We start from the raw sequence: 21,620 nt of genomic DNA on the forward strand, positions 1-21,620 counted from the left end.
CTACCTATCATCGCAGCATTATCAGAACAAAACTCTAGAGGTGTGAGTAATAGCTTGGCTTGAAAATCATTACAGAGTTTGAAGATTTTATTTCTGAGATGATTATTTGCACTTGCTCCACCTACGATAGCAAAATGTTTGATAGGGTTCCCACACTCTTTTTTTATTTGAAAATATTTTTTAAGCTGTATGAGTAGATGATCACAAGCGATACTTTGAAATCCATAGCAGATTTTTCCTCTAAACTCATCACTTGATATATCAGTTCCGATCTCTTGGGACTCCAGTATTTTCATACGAACGGCGTTTTTTAGACCAGAAAAGCTAAAGGCGAGTTCTTTTGAATTTCTTAGTGGCAAAGGGAAGTTAAATGCGGATTCTATAGAATAAGTTTGAATATATTCCTGTGCTATTTTTTCTACGATGGGGCCTCCAGGATAACCCATAGAGAGCATTTTAGAAACCTTGTCAAAACTCTCTCCGAAGCTATCATCCATGCTTTTTGCCACGATGGACATTTCTGTGCTATTTTTTGCCTCTATAATAAGAGTATGACCTCCAGAGACTAGTAAAATAGATAAAGGAAAAGTGCTTTTGGGTTGGTTGATAAAAAGAGAGTAAATATGCCCTTTGAGGTGATTGATAGAGATGATCGGAATTTTTGTAGAAAAAGCCAGAGCTTTTGCCATCATCAGACCTTCTATGAGAGTGATATTGAGTCCAGGTTCTGTGGTAACAGCGATAGCTTTTAGAGATGAGAATGAATCATTTAGGAATCTTTTTGCTTCATAGAGGATTCTTGGAAGTTCTTGTGCATGAAGTCTTGAAGCTATTTCTGGCACTACTCCACCATAAGTGCTATGTATTTGTTCTTGAGATATTTTTCTATGGAAGAGTAGTTTGGAACTAGAGATTTCAGTTATGGCTATCGAACTGTCATCACAGCTACTTTCGATACTTAAAATCATATTTTTTCCATTTTCATAGTAAAATCCACTTTATAAGAATTTTTTGATAAATTATAACTAAAAACTAGGGAGTAAAATGAAAAGATTAAAAGCAGAATGGGAAAAACAAAGAGCGGTTTTACTTGCATTCCCACACAAAAATAGTGATTGGGCAGAATATATCAGTGAAGCTAGAGAGAATTTTCTAGCTATCATAAAAGAAATAACACGTTTTGAAAAGGTGATCTTATGTGTAGATGTAGAAGATTCAGAAGGAATGGAAATATTGCAAAAATCAAATCTAAGCAATATTGAATTTGTTAATGTACCAACAAATGATACTTGGGCGAGAGATTTTGGACCTATTGCTATAGAACAAAATCATTCCATAGAGCTTTTGAACTTCGGTTTTAATGGATGGGGTTTGAAGTTTGCTGCCAACAAAGACAATCAAATCAATCAAAATCTTTTCGATAGAGGTGTGTTTAATACACTTAAGAATATGCCCATCATCTTAGAAGGGGGAAGCATTGACACAGATGGTGAAGGAAGACTGCTTACAAATACACAGTGTTTGTTGGAGCTTAACAGAAATCCACATTTATCACAAGGGGAGATTGAGGAGTTTTTAAAACGAATATTAGGGATAAATGAGGTTTTATGGCTACATTCAGGCTATTTGGCAGGAGATGATACTGATAGTCATATCGATACTCTAGCTAGATTTGTCAATCCTCACACCATTGCTTATATGAAATGTGAAGATAAAAACGATGAACATTATGCAGAGCTTAGAAAAATGGAAGAAGAGTTGATGGTACTTCGCACAAGAGAAGGAAAACCCTATACTCTAGTCCCGCTTCCTCTTCCAAATGCTATTTTTTATGATGGAGAGAGGCTACCGGCAAGTTATGTAAATTTTCTTTTTATCAATGGAGCGATCCTTGTGCCCACTTATAGAGACAAAAAGGATGAAGAAGTGTTAGAGATTTTTAGAAACTCTTGCCCTGATTTAGAAGTGATTGGGATTGATTGCTCTACGCTTATAAGACAACATGGAAGCCTACATTGTGTAACGATGCAGATATTTTAAGCAGGTAGCAATATTGAGTGCTAAATATACTAAAATTATTGTTGAAGGGGTAGTGCAGGGCGTTGGATTTCGTCCTTTTGTTTATCATCTAGCTCATAAAATGGGTCTAAAAGGTTGGGTCAAAAATGTAGGAGGGAAGGTAGAGATACTTTTAAATACTGATGATTGTGATAGTTTTATTTCATATCTGAAGTTACAAGCCCCCATTCATTCAGAGATACATAAAATCAGTATCAAAAAAACTATATCAAAAAAACTATATGAGAGTTTTGAAATTCTTGAAAGTAAAATTGAGACAATAGGACTAGAGAGTGCTATACCTAGAGATATTGCGATATGTCAAGAATGTCTTGATGAAATCAAAAACCCAAAAGATAGACACTATTACTATGCCTTTACCACTTGTACAAATTGTGGCCCTAGATACTCTATCATAAACTCACTTCCTTATGATAGAGATAATACCTCTATGAAACCCTTTCAGATGTGTGCAAAATGCCAAAAAGAATATGACGATCCTAGTAATAGAAGATTCCATGCTCAACCAAATTCTTGCCCTGAATGTGGGATCGTTTTGGAGTTTCATATGTCCTCTCGTCGTAGTTTTGATAATCAGGCACTCAAAGATACTATCAAAGCGATAAAATCCGGGAAAATTATTGCCATTAAGGGAATAGGAGGATTTGCACTTGTGTGTGATGGAAGAAATGATAAAACAATTTTAAAACTTAGAGAGAAAAAAGATCGCCCCACAAAACCTTTTGCACTAATGGTAAAAGATATTGATATGGCATTAAAAGTAGCAAAACTCAATCCATCAGAAATAAACACTTTGAATTCCAATGTAGCTCCTATCATCTTAGGTGCTAAAAAATCTAATCAATTACACTCAAAACTTATAGCTCCCAATCTCTCCACAATAGGAATATTGCTTCCTTATAGTGGAATACATCATTTGCTTTTAGAAAAACTTGATTTTCCTATTGTTTTTACTAGTGCGAATTTAAGTGGTGAGCCAATTATTAGTTCTATTGCTGAGCTGAAAGAAAAAATGAGCAATATCATTGATGGAGTGCTAGATTATAATCGAGAGATCATTCATCCCATTGATGACAGTGTGATGCAGTTTGTTGCTGGAGAAATTAGAATAATTCGATTAGGAAGGGGACTAGCTCCTTTGAATGTAGAATTTGAAGAAAAATTAGCACCCAAAACGATTATAGGAATGGGGGCACAGCAAAAAATTACCTTGACTTATAGTGTAGGAAATAAATATATGGTTTTTCCATATATTGGGGATCTTGATAATCTTGGCACGATCGATCGATACGAGCAAATGCTAGATTTTTTTAATAAAACCTATTTGAAATATCCAGATGTTTTAATCAGTGATTTACACAAAAATTATCAATCAAGCATAATAAGTGCTAAAAAATCTATACAATACCCTTGTAGAAATGAAAAAATTCAGCATCATCATGCACATTTTTGTGCTATTTTTGCCGAATCAATAAAGCAAGATAACACAATCACCGCTCAAACTAAAGCACTTGGAATTATATGGGATGGTACAGGTCTAGGAGAAGATGGCAAAATTTGGGGAGGGGAGTTTTTTGTTGGCAATATGCAAAATATCTCCAGAGTGGGTCATTTTAAGGAGTTTTGCTTACTTGGTGGAGAAAATGCCATTAAGAATATTTATAAGATAGGTTATGCCTTAGCATTAGAGTGTGGAGCCAAAGAATTTACAAAAAGATATGAAATTGAATTTGGAAGTGAAGCCAAAATACTTCACCAAATGTTTGAAAAAAAGATTAATACATTCCAAACTACTTCTGTTGGAAGGCTCTTTGATGCGGTGGCAAGTCTGTGTGGATTGCTAAGTAAAAATAGCTTTGAAGGTGAAGCTGGAATGCTTCTTGAGTCTGTTTTTAAAAACTATTCAAAAAAGGAATCTTATGATTTTATCATCACTGATGGTGTGATTGATTTTTGTCCGATGATTTTACAGATACAAGAAGATGTTTTCAATGGCGAGAGGATAAAAGTGGCTAGAAATTTTATCTATACTCTAGCTAATATTGCATTTGCTTTTGCAAAAAAATATCCGGAACTTCCGGTGATGTTTAGTGGCGGGGTATTTCAAAACAAAATTTTGTGTGATGATATTAGAGAACTTTTTGATTTGCATAAAAAAAAGTTTTATATGCACAAGCTTTTGCCACCAAATGATATGTGCATTTCATTTGGTCAGGCTGTTTACTCGCAATATAACCACTAATTTTTAGCTGTTAGGAATTATGCTAAGATTTTATAACAAAAAACAAGGAATCAGAAAATGAAAAAGATTACTCTAGCGCATGGTAATGGGGGAGTTGAGACAAATGAATTTATCCAGAAAGTTTTCAAAAAATATTTAGGAGATTTTCTATGCGCAGATGGCGAAGATGCAGGGATTTTTATCAATAATGCTAAATCATACTGCATGAGTACAGATTCCTATGTTATCTCTCCCATCTTTTTTCCTGGTGGAGACATAGGAAAGCTTAGTATTTGTGGAAGTTCTAATGATGTAGCAATGATGGGGGCAAAGCCAAAATATATTAGTATTGGATTTATTATTGAAGAAGGTTTTGAGATCATTGAGCTAGAAAAAATCCTTGTAAGTATAAAAAAAGAACTTGAGCAAACATCCTTGCAAATCATTTCAGCTGATACGAAGGTTGTTCCCAAAGGTAATGTTGATAAAATTTTTATTAACACAACTGCTATTGGAGAAATAGTAAAAGAGGGAATTTCTGCAAAAAATCTCAAAGAAGGAGATTGTATTGTCTTAAGTGGAGATATTGGAAGACATGGTTCGATGATTTTCTGTGCTAGAAGTGAGATTGACTTGCATTCAAATTTACAGAGTGATTGCAAACAACTTTATCCAATGCTAGATAAGATATTTCAGAGTGATATTTCTATAAATGCTCTTAGAGATGCCACTAGGGGAGGATTAGCTGCTGTGATGAATGAATGGGCAAATGCTTCAAAAGTAAATATTATATTAGAGGAAAAATCTATTCCTATTTCAAAAGAAGTCAAAGGGGTATGTGAAATATTAGGGCTTGAGCCATATGTCTTAGCTAATGAGGGGGTTTGTGTATTTTCTGCTACTGCTAGTGATGCAATAAAGATTTGTGATATTTTAAATTCTTCTTCCAAAGGAAAAGAAGCTACAATTATTGGTAGAGTCGAAGGAAATAATATAGCCACTCCTAAAGTAATACTCAAAAATGACTGGGGGACAAAAAGATATTTGGAATATCCGCAGGGCGAGATATTACCTAGGATTTGCTAAGGCATGGTTTTTTGTATTTGAATATTCATACTTAACGATTATAATTTTTAGGATTTCAAAAATATTTGGAGAAAAAAATGAATGAAAACGCACTAATGCAATTTCAAAGAGATTTGAAGGTTTTCTATACTCTTATACAAGATCAAAGCAAAGATATTAATAGTATGTATGAGATTTTTGATTCAAACTTTAATAAAGAATCCAAATACTTACCAACATTGGAATATTTGTGTGATAGAATGGGACTAAAACCTGATAAAGATGCTTTGATGGCGATTTGTGATAGGGTGGCAAACCTCAAAGAAGGATCGATTATTCAGATATTAAAAAAAAATCAAAAAAGTAATTCTGAGATTTTGATCGCAAGGAGATTTTTACTGAATTTTGTAAGTGAATTCTATGCAAAAAGACATCAAGAGTTATTATCTGAAGTGACAAAAAGAAATCTATTTAATGAATTTTATCGAGAAATTCTCTTAGGTGTTCATCAGATCGGATTAGTGATGAATCAGTTTTTTGAAAGTTGGCAAAATGTTCTCATCGATGGAATCAACAAAGATATGCAAAAAATATATGGGGATGAAGAAACCCTCAAACTTCTCGCCCCCAGTATTGATAAAGAGAAAGTTGAAGATAAATTAATTTGCTCAGATAGAAGCTATTCTATTCCAAAAAAACTTGGAGATAAGTTCATATCTCTTCCTTATGCACTTGCTTTTGATATTGAAATCGAAGGGATTGTTAAGGCTATCTCAAAACTTATCTTAAAACTCAAGGGATTAGAAGATGAAGTATATGACAAAAAGGATTCCTATATAAATTACTTCAATGCTTTGAAGAATGCTTTTGCTGAAAGGAATGCAGATGAATTGATACAAAAATGGCGTGAAGTAGATAGATGTTGGATGGAAATAGATACCCCTTTTCAAGTGGGACACCCTCTTGAATACTATGAAGATAGATATAGGCATTCTGTAGCTCCTGAATGGGATTTGAGAGTGAGCAATCCTGATAAATTATCAGATTGTAGAGTTTCTTCTAGTATTAAAAAGATGTTTTTGAATTTTGCTCAAGAACTAGATACGCCAAAAAATTTGATAAATTTCGTTGAAGATGCCCTAAAAAATGTAAAGATATACAATGGATTACCCACCTTGTATTATGGGGCAGATATGAACGGACTATTTTCAGCCCAAGTTGTTCCTAATGATGAAGTTATATCAAAAAAATTTGGAAAAAAAATCTTTGCTTTTGGAGATAAAATCATCCAATCAGCTAAAAGCAAACCAAAGATGAAGCTTAGCTATGAAACCTTTGAAGAAGACTATCTGAAGGAAGCTAGAGAAATATTATTTGACAATGAAGAGTTGTGGCATTTAGTATATGATATTACAACTAATGGTCATGAATTTGGTCATATTTTGTGGATACAAGAAGATACGCAAAGAAAGATGAATGTTGATGGGGAGTTTAAAAATATTGAAGAATTCAAGGCTACTTGTGGCGGATTGGTGGCATTTTTTCAATCCTCACACACTCCTGTTGAGTTTGAAGCGGTGATGAGTGATAGTATTCGTAGGGGAGTTTCTTTGATGGCTTGGAGAGAGCAAGAGGAGGTCTTGCCTTATTATTGTGAAGGACTGATTCATCTGTATGGGGCTTTTGAGAGTGGTGTTTTAGAGTTTGTTGCAAATCAAAAACCTGTCCTTAGGGTGCATAAAGAAAAATACAAAGAGCTTAAAAACTGGTATATTCAAATCTATCAATCTCTAGCACAACACTACATACAAAAATTTCCTGCGGGAGAGTGGTTGAATCGTTTTACAAAGAAAGACGGGGGCATATATCATTCAAACTTAAAAAATGGCGATGATTTTATACAATGGTACTGGGAGAGGTACTGCCAAATAGGTCAAGAAGTGCTATAGAGCTTCTTGGGATAATTTAAAGCTAGGATTATTTTTCAGTTAAGATAGACATTTTCCCATCAACAAGACTAACATAGAGTTCTTTTGTACTATTAGAAGTGTAGGTGATTTTATTATTCTTAAAAGCAGAATAATCTTGAGAGAAGCTAATTTTAAATATATTTTTACCTTCTTCATTAGGGTAGGGTGAAATATTAATATTAGAGAACAAAATAGTCTTCTCTTCTTTTTTGTCAAATACACGTTTTTTATAGTCTTTGAACGCATTTATTTTCATTCCATCATATCGAACAAAATCATTCCCATAAAAGGATAAATAATCTTGTAAATCATTTTTTATCCATGAATCTCGCCATTTATATAAATCGCTCAATATAGTTGCAAGTTCTTCTTTTGTGGCAGGTTTGAAGTTTTGTTCATAACTTATTAGAATCGCTTTTTTATTCCCGATAGTCTTATCATATTGACTCAATGTATTATTCTCGACTGCGATACAACCTTTTGTATTGAGTTCTTTACGATTTCCACTAAGTGGAAGTCCATGAATCCATATTCCATACCCTGTTTTTTTACGAATCTTATCATAAGTGTTAGGATAACTTGTTACTAATGCCAATGGACCATAGTACTGATTAAGACCACTAAGTCTTGCTGTAATATCATATACACCTATTGGGGTTGTAAGATCGCCTTCGACTTTTTTATTTCCCTTTCCAGAACCAACCAAAGCATTTGTTTGGTTTATTTTTGTTAGCACTCCATTGTCGTTTTCATACAGAGCAAGATCGGGAATAGACTTATCAGCAACAAATATAAAATTTACGCTTTCATAGTATCCATAATCAGTATCTTTGTTCTGCAAAACCCCCATCCAGAAATCTTTTTGAGTTAGATAATTTTCTAACATCGATTTTGTAGCTTCTATGCCCTTTGTTCGATATGTCTGGATAATATCAATAGTCTGATTATCCATTCCATAGAGCATACAAGATGCTACTAAACTAATACTCAAAAAAAACTTCATATTTCTCACCTAGTTGCTTTTAATCTTCAAAATTATATCCAAATTTTTTTAGATTTTCTTTTTCCTTGCTCCAAGATTTTTGAACAAAAACATTCAGTTCTAAAAAAATCTTTTTTTCGCCTATTTTCTCCATTTTTTCCCGTGCTTGTTTACCTATTCTTTTGATGGTTTGAGCATTTTTACCTATTACCATGCTTTTTTGACTTTCTTTTTCTACAAAAACTTTTGCAAATATTTTATCAAGTCGAGGACTCTCAATAAATTTTTCAATCCTAACATCACTCTCATAAGGAATTTCATCGCTAAGATTGTTAAAAACACTTTCACGGATAATTTCTTTGTATATTTGCTTGAGATTTTCATCAGTGATAATTTCTGTGTCAAAAAATGGTGGAGAATATGGAAGATGCCTACTAACTTCCTCTAAAAGCCTTTCGAGATTGAGGGATTTTTGAGTGCTTATTGGTATAAGAGAGAGAAATTTATTATCATATTTTTGATATTCTGCGATTTTTTTTAGTATTTCTTCATTGTTTGCGGTATCAGTTTTGCTCAAAACAAGAATATGCGGTTTCTCACTTAGAGTTAGAAATTCTTCATAATATTTCAAATCATCATGTATTGAAGACATAAAAACACATAAATCGCAATCTGAAATTGCACGAAGAGCTTCTTTTAGCATAAATTGATTCAATAGTTTCTCTTGATGGTGTAATCCGGGTGTATCCACAAAAATAATCTGAGAATCCACTCCGTTTTTATCCACAAAAGGAATAATGATATTCATTTTTTTTCTTGTAGCATTTGCTTTATGAGAGACTAGAGCAATTTCCTGTTTTAATAATTTGTTCAAAAGAGTGCTTTTCCCACAATTTGGACGACCTACAACGGCAACAAAACCCGATCTAAAGCTATTTTGCATCAAAGAATATACCTTGCTAAATCAACATTTTCTACCAAATCTTGTAGTTTTTCGCTCACTAGTTCTTTGGTTATACGCAAGGTTTGATTTTTGTATTCATCAGCATTAAAGCTAATATCTTCTATCACTCGCTCAAGTGTTGTATGAAGTCTTCTAGCACCGATGTCTTCGGTTTTTTGATTGGCATTATAAGAAAGTTTTGCAAGTTCTTTGAGAGCATTTTCATCAAATTCAATAGTCACATTTTCGGTTTTTAAGAGGGCTTGATATTGTCTAATAATAGAGGTTTTAGTCTGGGTTAATATTTGATACATCGCTTCATCATCAAGACTATCTAATTCAACACGCAAAGGAAATCGCCCTTGAAGTTCTGGAATCAAATCACTAGGCTTACTGAGATGAAATGCCCCAGCAGCTATAAATAAAATATGATCGGTTTTAATCTGACCATATTTAGTATTTACCACGCTTCCTTCTATAATAGGAAGCAAATCTCTTTGAACACCTTCTTTGCTTGGATCTTGCCTAGAATTATCTTTTGAACTCACTGCAACTTTATCAATCTCATCAATAAAAATTACCCCAGCCTCTTGGGCTCTCTTTAGTCCTTCAAATTTGATAGCTTCGGTATCTAACACTGCTTCAGAGGCATCTTGCTTGAGAGCTTCTTTTGCCTCTTTTACGCTCATTTCTTTTTTAATTTTTTCCTGTTCTCTATTTAGTACTTTAATAATACTTTCTTGTACATTGATAATTTCTGGAGGCATTCCATTATCAGAACCTATGATTCTTCGATTGATCTCGATTTCTATTTTGAGATCATCAACTTCTCCATTTTTGACCTTTTTTTTCATTTTTTCAAAGCTATTTTCATATTCTTGTTTTTTAGAATCGCTAACACCAGTTGGAAGAGGGGGAAGTAGTTTTTGTGTGATTTTCTCTATGATGAAATCTTCTATTTTTTGCTTTGATTTTTCTCTGTATTCGCTTTCGACCAAATTTACACTCGCTAAAACTAGATCTCTTACCATTGATTCCACATCTCTGCCTACAAAACCTACCTCAGTATATTTACTTGCTTCTACTTTAACAAAAGGAAGCCCCATTATTTTTGCCATACGTCTTGCGATTTCTGTTTTGCCTACGCCAGTAGAGCCTATCATCAAAATATTTTTAGGAGTGACCTCTTCTTGAATTTCTAAGGGAAGTTGCAGTCTTCTATAACGGTTGCGAAGAGCTATAGCAACAGATTTTTTTGCTTCTTTTTGTCCGATAATATACTCATCTAAATAAGCAACAATTTCTTTAGGAGTCATGTTCAAACGATTTTTCTTTTTCATTTAATCTCCAAGATTTTAATATTTGTATTGGTGTAGATACATAGCTCTCCAGCTATTTTTAAAGATTCTTCTACGAGGGATTTTGGATCCAAAGAAGCAAATTTGTCCAATGCTCTAGCGGAACTTAGGGCATAATTACCCCCACTTCCAATAGCAGCTATTTTTCCATCTTCTGGCTCGACCACATCGCCTGTTCCACTCAGAATGTAAATATGATCTTGGTTTAACACTATCATCATTGCTTCAAGCTTTCGTAAATATTTATCCTTGCGCCATTCTTTACTAAATTCAAGCACACTTCTGACTAAATCTCCTTTTCTACCTTCTAATATGCGTTCAAACATATCAAATAAAGAAAAAGCATCTGCGGTGCTTCCTGCAAAACCACTTAAAATTGCTCCATTATATAACGCACGAATTTTTGTCGCATTCCCCTTTAAAACACAATTTCCAAAGGTTACTTGCCCATCCCCTCCTATCACGGCATATTTTTTACCCTTAAACTCACACTTATAACCCAAAATAGTAGTAGCTTCAAACATTTTGATCACTCTGCCATAACATCAATTTTAAAAATTCCTGAAATCCCATATCCCAATTTTGCCTCTATTTCATAGATACCTGTACTTTTAATAGGAGATTTAAGTTCAATATCTTTTTTATCTAAAGAAATACGATGAGATTTTTCTAAGGCTTCTGCTATTTCTTCTTTTGTAATAGCACCAAATAAAGATCCATTAGCTCCAACCTTTCTAGTAATATTTAGTGTTAATTCATTTAAGCTCGTTGCAAGTTGTTTTCTCTCAGCCATCTGTAAAGCTTGTAATTCTTCTTTTTTCTTTTGATCGGCTTTATATTTATTGATGACTTCATTAGTGGCATGTTTTGCCTTTCCTTTGGCGATCAAAAAATTTTGGCCATAGCCATCTTTGACTTCATGTATTTCGCCGGTTTTTCCAAGCCCCTTTACATCTTCCATCAATAAAATTTTCATTTTGATCCTTTTTTTGGTAATATACCCTAAATTTTAGCAAAAAAGAGTAAGGCTTATGGAATCTTTGGACACAAAGCACCAAATTACAATCAAAAAGACTTTTGCCAAAAATGCTAGAATCACTCTAAAACCATCAGGAGAAATTTATGTAAGTGTCCCTTTCTTTTACACTCAAAAAAATATTTCTCAACTCTTATGCAATCATCAAAGCTGGATAGAAAAACATCTTCAAAAAATCACACAAAATTATAGAGATATAGAAAACATATTAGATGAGCATAAAAATGAGGTTTTGATTTTTGGTGTGTGGGAAAAAATAGATAAAAAACCAATAAAAATACATCTCAAAAAAATACTATCAGAGTATCTAAATTCCACAGTTAGGGATAAGGCAAATCAGATGCGGGTTGAATATAATAAAATAAATATTAGGGAAAACAAAAGCAGATTAGGAAGTTGTTCTTATCAAAACAATCTAAGTTTTTCACTCGTGCTTGTATGTGCTCCAAAGGAATTGATTGATTATGTCATTATTCACGAATTAGCCCATATTAGATATAAAGACCATTCTAAAAATTTTTGGGACTATGTAGGTGTATACTGTCTGAACTGGAAAAAAAAGAGAGCCACGCTTAAGAAAAACACCAAGCTATATTTGAGCTTGTTGGATTCTTTGGAATAGTTTAGCGTTGGTATCTAGGATTTTTTGGTAAAAAAAAGCTCCCAGTGTCTCTTTTTGGCTTTAAAAGCTGTTGTTTAAAAATGCGATAGTTATCACATCCTGACTGAAGACCTGTATCACATACATACGCAAAAAGATCTAAAGCTTTTTGCGTATCTTGAGGTACGCCTAATCCTTTTTGATATAAGATGCCTAGATTATTACAACTGCTTAATATACCACCATCACAGGCAACTTGATAATATTTTGCTGCATAAAAATAACTCACAGGAGCTCCTGAACTTCCATTAGTATAAATCCACCCTAGATTTGCACAAGCTTTGACATCACCAGCATTACAAGCCAAATAGTTTAAATCAACGATTCCTAGTTTTGCCTTATCAACCCCATAGATATTATTTGTATTGCTCATCAGCCCCAGATTGTAGCAGCCCAAATCACTCCCTGCTTCACAAGCATATTTATAATATTGCAATGATTTGAAATAATCTTTTGGCACTCCTTCGCCATTAGCATACATCCAAGCTAAATTATTACAAGCTAAAACATCTCCACCTTGACAGCCTGTCATATAAAGTTGAGCGGCTTTTTCCTTATCGTTTTGATCGGCATTTTTTTGATAATCATAAATCATTGCCAAATTTGCACAAGCTGTCGCATCTCCACCGCTACAACCCATCTCATAATAACGTTGTGCTTTTTGAATGTTTGTTTGAATGCCAACACCATTCATATACATTGTACCAATAGCAAAGCATCCTGCAGGATTTCCCTCATCGCAGGATTTTGCAAATAACTTAAATGCACTTTTGTAATCACCTTCTTTGGCAGCTGCAATTCCTGCCTCAAGCAAACCTTCGGCACTATCTGGGGAGTTTAGATGATCGCTCATCATAGGAGGGGTAGGTTTAGCCACTCTTGGTGTATCTGATTTTGGGTTGGGTGCTAGAGTGGGTGGATTTTCAGATTTGCTTAAATTAGAATTTTGTGTATTTTGGTTTGAGTTAGAAGTGTTTTGATTTGATGAGACGTCATTAGATGATTGGTTATTAGAAATACCTGGATTTTCAGAAATGGGAGATTCCTCTTTAGATGAATTGTCTTTTGGAGTAATGCTTTGTGTGCCAGGATTCTGAGTACTAGTAGAGTTTTCTTCATCTGCCCCAAAGCCTATATTTACTAGTGAGGATACGGTCAATAAAGCTATAAAAATAAAATTTTTCATCCTGAACATTTTTTGCACTCCTGTGTTGTACGATATTGCTAACACAGGAAGCAAAAAATATACCATTTTTTAATGCAGAAGGTTGTTAAGCTCGATTTTTTTATTACTTCTAAATGCTATCATTTTCCCAGTCGTGCTCTCTTGTCTGAAATGTAGTCCATGTTTTCCTGATAACTCTTTGCCTTTGTAGAGATTGTTTGATTGAATCTCAAAATCAGGGTTTATTTCGAGGATTTTTTTAGCTTCTATTTCGGAAATTTCAAAAACCGTTCCCGCCAAAACAGCAATTCCTCCATCTACAATACATCCATCTCCTAGACTGATTCCCGTCGAGCTATTTACTCCCAATAGGCAATTTTTTCCAATACTAATAGGAGAGGAATTACCTCCGCTTAAAACTCCTAAAATACTAGCTCCGCCACCAATATCTGTACCTTCTCCAATAATAACTGAAGATGAGATTCTGCCCTCATTCATACAAGCCCCTTGTACTCCAGCATTAAAATTTACATAACTAGCTCCTGGCATTTGGGTATATCCACCCGTTCCAAGATAAGCCCCGAATCTGGTTTTAGCAGTATCTAAAAGTCTAATATTGTCATACTGCGGAATAACTTGCATTAAATATCTAGGAAACTTATCCACAAAATCAATCGCTGGGTAAGTTGATCTCATTTTTAATGGTATTTCATTTTCTCTCAACCATTCAAGTTCATAGGGCTTATTGCCGCTCCATGCAACATTTTGCAATAATCCAAAAATCCCATCAAGCATAAGGGTGCGCAATTTTGCTTTTCCGAGCGACATTGCTAATAGTTTCATATAAGCTGTTTCTACACTTTCGCACTTTGCATCTTTATATAGGGTTACAAAACGAAATAAATATTCTCCATTTTCATCTACAAGCCTGTCTTCATCAAGAGCCTTTTTTAACTCCAAAATAACTTGGATATTTTTATGACTACTTTTATTTTGAATAGCTTCTATCAAAAATGGAGTATATAGCTCAATAGCTTTGCAAACAAAGTCTTGATCGATGCCGTAAATAGATTCATTTTCACTTGAATAAATCAATCTGTCAGGATTAATAGCATTTGCAAAAACAGCATAAGATCCTAAATTTTCATCTTTCCAATTTAAAACAGGGTAGGTTGCACAAATTACCTTTTTTGATTTTTGCCCTAATTCAACCTTAGCTATCCCAAATCCTAAAGGTACCTTATAGGAGCTTGATTTTTGGTAGGCATCTACAAAATTTTTGAATTTCTCTATCATTTTTATCTCCTTTAATATAAAAGCTATTTATAGTGTTATTTGATTGAATAATCAATTAAATCAACAGGATTTCATTTTTAAAATCTACAAATAGCTCAGCCACAACCACATAGGTATTGTAATAGCACTAACAAAGATTCCAAATGCTATAGAGCTTACCGCTATTTTATTATTCAATCCAGCCCTCATAATTACAGCTGCAGAGCTTATAAGAGGTGGCATGGCTGATTCTAAAAGTGCCATCCTCCAAGTATCTGTAAATTCCACATTACCAATAAATATAAGCATAAACACTAGAGCAGGGACAATAATCATTCCCCAAAAAAGAACAATAAAAGTATTTTTCCATTCTGTTTTTATATCGCCTATACTTATCTGAACTCCTATGGCAAACAAAGCTACAGGAGTGGCACATGCTCCAAGCTGCTTAATAGGCACAAATATCCAATCACTAATATCAAATGGCATAAATTTAAAAACCAACCCTACAATCAGAGCTAAAAAAAGTGGGTTGGAAGAAAGTCTCATTGTAACTGAATGCACTGTAAATACTCCTTTGCCACCAATACTCATAATCAAAGGAGTCAATATTGCAAGAGGAATAGCTGTACATATTTGATCATATAGAATTGCTTTATTGGAGTATTCTTGACCCAAAGCACCATATACGAGCGGAACCCCTAAAAATAAGGTATTTCCCAATGCTGACAAGAATGCCATCGAAACTGCTGTATTTTTTTCCCTTTTTAGAATTTTTTTAGCAAAAAAATACATTGTTATCCCACCTACAAAAGAACAACTCAAGGTTGTAAGCAAAATAAGTATGAGTTTAATATCAAGCTCTATATGATAAATTCCATTAAAAATTTGTGCTGGGAGAGCAAAATTGAGCAAAAATCCCAATAAAATACCACTTTGCTTGTTGCTAACCATACGCAAAGATTTTGCTAAATAGCCAAGTCCAATAAATGAAAAAACTCCATACAATGCCAAAAGCATAGGAACACCTGTAGAAAAATTTGAAGTTCTAATTGTAGTGCTATAAAACTTTTTGAAACTTAAAATCTTATTTTGAAACTAGTTTTAACCCAACAACACCTATGATAATCATCAACAAAAATACAATTTTCATCAGACTGATTTCTTCTTTGAAAACAAAAATTCCAATTATAGAGACAATGCTAAGCCCTAACCCCGCCCAAATTGCATAGCCTATACTTAAAGGAATTCCCTTACTTGCTATATAAAACATTCCCAAACTAATAATAAAAAGTATTGCATATAATGCGGTATAAAGGTGATTTTCTGTGTTTGTAGAGGTCTTCAGAGATAGTGCTGCTAAAGCCTCAAAAATAACTGCCAAAATAAGAGGTATCCAATACTTCATTTTCCCATCTCCTCAAATTTATTTTTACTAATGTTCAGAACGCATAAGTGCAAGTTTTTCAACCTCAGTGATAAACACTTCTAATATTTTATTTTCAGGAAGTTTGCACAATATTTCCCCTTCTTTGATGATAAGCCCCTCATGATTTCCAAACGCAATAGCAATATCGGCATGTTTAGCTTCTCCTAGAGCATTTACTGCACAACCCATTACGCTCACATTAAGAGGAGTTTTGATGTGAGCAAGTCTTTTTTCTACTTCTTTTACCGCATCTACTAAATTCGCCTCAATTCTTCCACAAGTAGGGCAGGAAATAATCGTAATACCATCTTTTTGTCTTCCGCTGTAGCGTAAGATAGCCCTTGCCACCTTGACTTCTTCTTCTAGTTCGCCTGTTATAGATATTCTCATGGTATCTCCAATGCCATCCATTAAGAGATTTCCTAGTGCCATCGAGCTTTTTATCGTTGAATGAAAAATAGTTCCTGCCTCTGTTACCCCCAAATGAAAGGGATAATCCACCAAGGGTCTAAGCATTTTATATGCTTCAATAGTTCTTTCTACATCACTAGCTTTTAGCGAAACTTTGATATTTTCAAAACCAAAATCTTCTAATAATTTTATATTATAAAGGGCTGATTCGACCATACCTTTAGGAGTAGGACCATATTTTTTGTCAAACTGTTTTTCCAAACTCCCGCTATTAACACCTATTCGTATAGGAAGATTTCTTTGATTACAAGCCTCTGCTACCGCCTTGATTCTGTCTTTTGTCCCTATATTTCCAGGATTAATGCGAATACCATCCACACTCTCTGCAGCGATAAGGGCAAAACGATGTCTAAAGTGAATATCTGCAACAATAGGCAAAGAAGAAACTTTTTTTAGCTCACTTAGGGCATTAGCATCGTTTTTATCACTCACTGCAACCCGCACAATATCTGCCCCAGCAAAATGTAATCTATCAATTTGTTTTTTTGTAGCTTCTATGTCAGCTGTTTTTGTAAAAGTCATACTCTGCACACTGATAGGAGCTCCACCACCAATAGGAACATTTCCTATGAAAATTTGTTTGGTCTTATAACGAGGTTTTAACATTAATTTTCCTTTATTATGAAGCTAAACTTGAATTTTGCATATCATAGCATCTTCGATAAAATTTAAAAATAACTTCTAGCTTTATGTTATCATTATGTGCATAAATTCCACCTTTAAAACATTAAGTTAATAGGTAGTTGGGGCAATAATGCTTAAAATAAAAAACAAAATCAATCTTATCGGAAATGTTTTAGATATAGGTTTGTGTGAAGAAGAATATTTATTTGCAGATCATTACTATCGAATTTATAAATTTTCTTTAAAAGAATTTATTTTTTCCTTTAGTAAACAGGTTGCTAAAAATATTGAACCTCATCATCGATATTCAAAAGCAGTCAGTTGTTCTATGGATGGATATGTCTGTATGCCTAAAACCAAAAGCTCCATAGGCAGTATTTACAAAATTGACGAAAATGGTATTTCTGTAGCTTCTAGACTAAAATGGCATAGAGCTGATATAAGTGTGTCAGTATTTTCAAAAGATTGCAAATATTTAGCAACAGGTGGCGAAGATGGAAGAATGTTTATCTATGCACATCCCAGCCATAAGCTTAGCACATTTTTACCGCGAAGACCTGATTATATTTCTTGTATTATTTTTGACTCACAATCTAAGATTGTTTGCTATGCTTCTTATGATTTGACACTAACAATTTATGATTTGCAAAAGGATTCTTTGATATGCACTATCGATACTCCGAGCGTTATTGAGGATATGATTTTTTTTCAAAAAGACACAAAGATATTCTATGTTTGTAAAAGTGGTGAAACAGGTATTTTTAACCTCAAAACCAATGAAGATAAACATCAAATGAGTCTTTCTTACTGGCCAACCAAGGTGATGTTGAATTTTGATGAAAGTTTTGCCTATATAGGTACTAGAGAAGATATTTTATATATTCAAAGTCTTAAAGAAACCTCTATAGTTTTTACCATAAATCTTTCATCAAAAGGGGTTACCTGTATAAAAGGATTTGATGATTTTATTTTCATCTGTTTTGCAGATGGGAGTATTCATATTATCGATAGATTTTATAAACTAGATGAATTTTTGAAGGTTTTAAATGAAGAAGGTTTTGAAGCTGCAAAAATTTTTGCCAATGAACATAATGTGTTGCTTAAAACCCTAGAAGTATATACCAGAGTTAAAAACAACTCTTGGAAGGAAGTTCTTAAAAGTGTTACCAAGCTTCTAACAATAAACCAAATTGAAGAAATACTCAACATTACTGCTCCTTATTTTGAAGATCCAGCCAAAGAAAAAGAAATTAAAAAATACATAGAAGAAAAATCTTTCATACAGAATTTTTTAGGTGCCTTTAGAGAGAATGATTATCCAAAAGCATACGAAATAGCAATAGATCATCCTTGTATCAAAAGTCTTAATGAATATCAAGTGATGGAGGATTATTTTGATGATATTTACAATCTAGCCCAACAGCTTATTGCAAGAGACATTGCCTCTAGTAAAGAAAAAATTCAAGATTTTTTATTGCCATTTGAACACATACCAGAGAAGAAACCTCTAATTCTAACCCTTATTAACGAGTGTGATAAATATCTTTTAGGTGAAAAATATGCCAAAGCAAAAGATTTTACGAATTATTTTTTACTTATCACACAATGCCCTTTTCTTAAAAATACGCAAACTTATCAAAAAATGTATTTCACATGTGAGAAAATGACTCACCAAGCACAAGATCTCATTGCAGCAAAAAAATATCCTAAAGCTCAAGAATATTTAAATTTCTTGGCTACTATCGACCCTTTTAGAGAGTTTGCAAACAAATTTCAAAATTATTTGAATAACATTGAAAAATTTACAGAGTTTTATAAAAAGAAGGATTATTTGGGGTGTTATAAAATACTTGAAGTATGTCCTGAAATAGACTCTTCAGATGAATATCTAGCCCTCTATGAAGAAATAAATAAGGTTTTTGAAGAAACCAAAATAATAGCTCAAAAAGGCGAGACCGTCAAAGTTTATTCTGTTTTGCAGAAATTTTCTGCTCTTAAGTATTGGAAAAATAAAATTGACATTACAATGAAAATAGCTTATCTTTATGAAATCAAAAAAGCCCTCAAACTTGAAAGAACAGATGTAGATTGGGAGGAAAGTTTGATTGAATACATCAAAAGATATGGGAAAGATGATGAAATCTGCGAACTCTGCAAGACCGAAGAAAGGCTCAAAGCAATTCTCCAAGACCTTCAAGATATAGAAAATGCTCCTAAAAAAATCTCTGGAAATATTAACCATATTCAAAGTATTATCATTTTGAATAAATCATAGAAAGGACATAAATGCACGAATATTCTGTTGTATCTTCTCTTATCGAGCTTTGCGAAGAGCATGTTCAAAAAAATAATGCCATCAAAATTGAAAAAATAGTCGTTGGAATTGGTCAAAGAAGCGGAATGGATAAAAGTCTATTTTTAAGTGCTTTTGAAACTTTTAAGGAAGAATCTAAAGTCTGCAGAGACGCTATTTTGGATATCGTTGATGAAAAAGTTGAGCTTACTTGTAAAAAATGTGGTTATATATTTATTCCCGATAAGATCGAGTATGGAATTTGCCCTCAATGCAAAAGTTCTAATCTAGAAATTACCAAAGGAAGGGATATGAATTTGTTATCTCTAGAAATGATAGGGGAAGATCAATGAAAGAAGATAGGCAAATTTTTCAAGAGTTTGTTCAAAAGAGTTCAGAGATAAAAGAAACCTGGGAGATTGCAAAATTATTTGAAGAAGAACGTGAAAAATTCAAGCAAGAACTCCTAAACTATGAAAATGAAATCAAACAAGCAAAAAAATTCTTAAAAGATTTTAGAGCAGAATCTTCAAGAATAAAAGAAGAAATCAAAGAACTAGAAGAGTTAAAACTTAAAAGAATCCAAGAAATACAAGCCCTTAGAGAAGAGGTTTTTAAACAAAAAATAAAAAAGAAAATTTCCAAACTAAAGGTTGAAAAAGATGAGATACAGCATGAAAAAAAAGATGAGATATTACCTAAACCTGTAGAAATGATTGATATTTATCTAAAAGATGGCAGTGTAGCAAAAGCAAGACCTACAAAAAAAGTTTATACGGATACTTTGTATAAAAAATACAGAGTGGTTCTCAAGGAAAACAAATCTCTCAAAGATCGGATATTGGAGTTTGAACTCGAAAATTCCAAATTAAAAATAGAACTAAGAGATTTTTATACCGAAGATATGTTAAAAACCAATAATAAATCAAAAGAGGATTAAGATTAAAATGAAAAAAATACTAATCAGTGCTCTTGAGCCTAGTTCAAATATTCATCTAAGAGAACTTAAGAAATATTTAAAGGATATTGAATTTATAGGTATTTTTGATGAAGATTTAGGTTCCCCCCTATATAGCCCAAAAAAATTCTCTACTATGGCATTTTTGGATGTACTTAAAAAAATAAAATTTTTCTATAAAGCAAATAAGAAAATGATAGAATTATCCAAGGATGCTGATTTGGTGCTTTTATTGGATTCTTCTTCTTTTAATATTCCACTGGCAAAAGGTATTAAAAAAATAAATCAGAATAAACCTATTATCTATTACATATTGCCACAAGTTTGGGCATGGAAGGCATGGAGGGCAAAAAAAATTGAGAAATATTGCGACAGACTTGGTGCAATACTTCCCTTTGAAACAACTTTTTATGAAAAAAAAGCACAATATGTAGGACATCCACTACTAGATGAAATACCACATTATAAGAAAAAACAAAGTGATGGAAGTATTGTTTTTATGCCCGGAAGCAGACAAGGGGAGATAAAACGGATATTTCCTATTTTCCTAGAAGTTGCAAAAAAAATAAAGAATAAAAAAAAGATTCTAATTATCCCTCACTCCTTTAAGAATTCTGATCTTTATTCAATTTATGGAAAAGATGTTGACGAATTTGATATTTCCTTTGACACACATAAAAGTCTTTATGAGGCTGAATTTGCTTTTATTTGTAGTGGGACAGCAACACTTGAAGCAACATTGATTGGAACTCCTTTTGTGTTGGGTTACAAAATGAAAAAAATTGATTTTTTTATAACAAGAATATTTGTAAAGCTTTCTTGTATTGGTCTAGCAAATATATTTTACAATGCACTAAATAATGAATATCCTGGCAAGGGAAAAACAAGGCTACATCAAGAATTAGTTCAAGAAGATCTCAATTGTGAAAATCTAATAAACGCCTATGAATCCATAAATAGAGAAAAATTTTTGATAGAATCTGAAAAAATTAGAGAGTATCTAAGACATGGAAGTGCAGAAAATATTGCGAATTGGATAAAATTAACATTGAATTAACCTCAAATTTTATATGATTACATTTTTTAAGTT

20 protein-coding genes are annotated in these 21,620 nt (G+C 33.1%); 9 read left to right on the forward strand and 11 right to left on the reverse strand.

Features of this window, described 5'->3' with window-relative positions; all coding sequences use genetic code 11:
* Positions 1-968: tRNA (adenosine(37)-N6)-threonylcarbamoyltransferase complex transferase subunit TsaD (gene tsaD, locus Q5I06_RS07920; RefSeq protein WP_305517647.1), on the reverse strand; the 968-nt coding region annotated here is incomplete at its 3' end.
* Positions 969-1,044: 76 nt separating this feature from the next.
* On the opposite strand from tsaD, the gene Q5I06_RS07925 reads away from it, so the two are divergent.
* The 4 genes from Q5I06_RS07925 to ciaB all read left to right on the forward strand — a co-directional run bounded on the left by Q5I06_RS07925 (position 1,045) and on the right by ciaB (position 7,314).
* Positions 1,045-2,040, forward strand: a complete 996-nt coding sequence (locus Q5I06_RS07925; RefSeq protein ID WP_305517648.1) for an agmatine deiminase family protein — start codon at positions 1,045-1,047, stop codon at positions 2,038-2,040.
* A 13-nt stretch (positions 2,041-2,053) separates the two neighbouring features.
* On the forward strand, positions 2,054-4,321 hold the full coding sequence (hypF, locus tag Q5I06_RS07930) for a carbamoyltransferase HypF (RefSeq protein WP_305517649.1): 2,268 nt from the start codon (positions 2,054-2,056) through the stop codon (positions 4,319-4,321).
* A gap of 57 nt (positions 4,322-4,378) precedes the next feature.
* A complete protein-coding gene (hypE, locus tag Q5I06_RS07935; protein ID WP_305517650.1) occupies positions 4,379-5,386 on the forward strand; it encodes a hydrogenase expression/formation protein HypE in 1,008 nt (335 codons plus the stop codon).
* Between the two features lie 77 nt (positions 5,387-5,463).
* Positions 5,464-7,314 (forward strand): invasion protein CiaB, encoded by a 1,851-nt coding sequence (gene ciaB / locus Q5I06_RS07940; protein WP_305517651.1) that lies wholly within the window; start codon positions 5,464-5,466, stop codon positions 7,312-7,314.
* Between the two features lie 28 nt (positions 7,315-7,342).
* Here the strand turns inward: ciaB and Q5I06_RS07945 are convergent, their stop codons facing one another.
* The 5 genes from Q5I06_RS07945 to rplI are packed head-to-tail and all read right to left on the reverse strand — an operon-like array spanning position 7,343 to position 11,594.
* Positions 7,343-8,338 (reverse strand): L,D-transpeptidase family protein, encoded by a 996-nt coding sequence (locus Q5I06_RS07945; protein WP_305517652.1) that lies wholly within the window; start codon positions 8,336-8,338, stop codon positions 7,343-7,345.
* 19 nt (positions 8,339-8,357) lie between these two features.
* The gene (era, locus tag Q5I06_RS07950) at positions 8,358-9,260 is read right to left on the reverse strand and encodes a GTPase Era (RefSeq protein ID WP_305517653.1); all 903 of its coding nucleotides are present in this window, start codon (positions 9,258-9,260) and stop codon (positions 8,358-8,360) included.
* Positions 9,260-10,576: an HslU--HslV peptidase ATPase subunit gene (hslU, locus tag Q5I06_RS07955; RefSeq protein WP_305517685.1), complete on the reverse strand. Its 1,317-nt coding sequence runs from the start codon at positions 10,574-10,576 to the stop codon at positions 9,260-9,262. Before hslU ends, era begins: the two co-directional genes overlap by 1 nt.
* Before the next feature lie 20 nt (positions 10,577-10,596).
* Positions 10,597-11,142 carry an ATP-dependent protease subunit HslV gene (gene hslV / locus Q5I06_RS07960; RefSeq protein WP_305517654.1) on the reverse strand — a complete coding sequence of 182 codons (546 nt, stop codon included), beginning with the start codon at positions 11,140-11,142 and terminating at the stop codon, positions 10,597-10,599.
* 5 nt (positions 11,143-11,147) lie between these two features.
* Entirely contained in the window at positions 11,148-11,594 is a 447-nt protein-coding gene (gene rplI, locus Q5I06_RS07965; protein WP_305517655.1) for a 50S ribosomal protein L9, read from the reverse strand.
* A gap of 64 nt (positions 11,595-11,658) precedes the next feature.
* Here rplI and Q5I06_RS07970 point away from each other — a divergent pair, with 64 nt between their 5' ends.
* Positions 11,659-12,276, forward strand: coding sequence for a M48 family metallopeptidase (locus Q5I06_RS07970; protein ID WP_305517656.1), 618 nt, complete (start codon positions 11,659-11,661; stop codon positions 12,274-12,276).
* Position 12,277: 1 nt separating this feature from the next.
* Here the strand turns inward: Q5I06_RS07970 and Q5I06_RS07975 are convergent, their stop codons facing one another.
* The 5 genes from Q5I06_RS07975 to ispG form a co-directional block, all read right to left on the reverse strand.
* Entirely contained in the window at positions 12,278-13,510 is a 1,233-nt protein-coding gene (locus Q5I06_RS07975) for a tetratricopeptide repeat protein (protein WP_305517657.1), read from the reverse strand.
* A gap of 60 nt (positions 13,511-13,570) precedes the next feature.
* Positions 13,571-14,776: a 2,3,4,5-tetrahydropyridine-2,6-carboxylate N-succinyltransferase gene (locus Q5I06_RS07980; protein WP_305517658.1), complete on the reverse strand. Its 1,206-nt coding sequence runs from the start codon at positions 14,774-14,776 to the stop codon at positions 13,571-13,573.
* A gap of 84 nt (positions 14,777-14,860) precedes the next feature.
* Positions 14,861-15,775 (reverse strand): AEC family transporter, encoded by a 915-nt coding sequence (locus Q5I06_RS07985; protein WP_305517659.1) that lies wholly within the window; start codon positions 15,773-15,775, stop codon positions 14,861-14,863.
* 67 nt (positions 15,776-15,842) lie between these two features.
* Positions 15,843-16,163, reverse strand: coding sequence for a DMT family transporter (locus tag Q5I06_RS07990; protein WP_305517660.1), 321 nt, complete (start codon positions 16,161-16,163; stop codon positions 15,843-15,845).
* Positions 16,164-16,190: 27 nt separating this feature from the next.
* Positions 16,191-17,261 (reverse strand): flavodoxin-dependent (E)-4-hydroxy-3-methylbut-2-enyl-diphosphate synthase, encoded by a 1,071-nt coding sequence (ispG, locus tag Q5I06_RS07995; RefSeq protein ID WP_305517661.1) that lies wholly within the window; start codon positions 17,259-17,261, stop codon positions 16,191-16,193.
* Between the two features lie 148 nt (positions 17,262-17,409).
* Here ispG and Q5I06_RS08000 point away from each other — a divergent pair, with 148 nt between their 5' ends.
* Genes Q5I06_RS08000 through lpxB form a run of 4 tightly spaced genes read left to right on the forward strand, consistent with a single transcriptional unit; the run spans position 17,410 to position 21,587 of the window.
* Positions 17,410-19,554, forward strand: a complete 2,145-nt coding sequence (locus Q5I06_RS08000; RefSeq protein WP_305517662.1) for a WD40 repeat domain-containing protein — start codon at positions 17,410-17,412, stop codon at positions 19,552-19,554.
* A gap of 11 nt (positions 19,555-19,565) precedes the next feature.
* Positions 19,566-19,925 carry a hydrogenase/urease nickel incorporation protein HypA gene (gene hypA, locus Q5I06_RS08005; protein WP_305517663.1) on the forward strand — a complete coding sequence of 120 codons (360 nt, stop codon included), beginning with the start codon at positions 19,566-19,568 and terminating at the stop codon, positions 19,923-19,925.
* A complete protein-coding gene (mua, locus tag Q5I06_RS08010; RefSeq protein WP_305517664.1) occupies positions 19,922-20,512 on the forward strand; it encodes a nickel-binding protein Mua in 591 nt (196 codons plus the stop codon). The genes hypA and mua overlap by 4 nt, the downstream gene beginning before the upstream one ends.
* A gap of 7 nt (positions 20,513-20,519) precedes the next feature.
* Positions 20,520-21,587 (forward strand): lipid-A-disaccharide synthase, encoded by a 1,068-nt coding sequence (gene lpxB / locus Q5I06_RS08015; RefSeq protein WP_305517665.1) that lies wholly within the window; start codon positions 20,520-20,522, stop codon positions 21,585-21,587.
* Positions 21,588-21,620: the final 33 nt, after the last annotated feature.

Source organism: Helicobacter cappadocius, assembly GCF_030688855.1.
In the GTDB taxonomy this organism is placed as follows: Bacteria; Campylobacterota; Campylobacteria; order Campylobacterales; family Helicobacteraceae; genus Helicobacter_J; species Helicobacter_J cappadocius.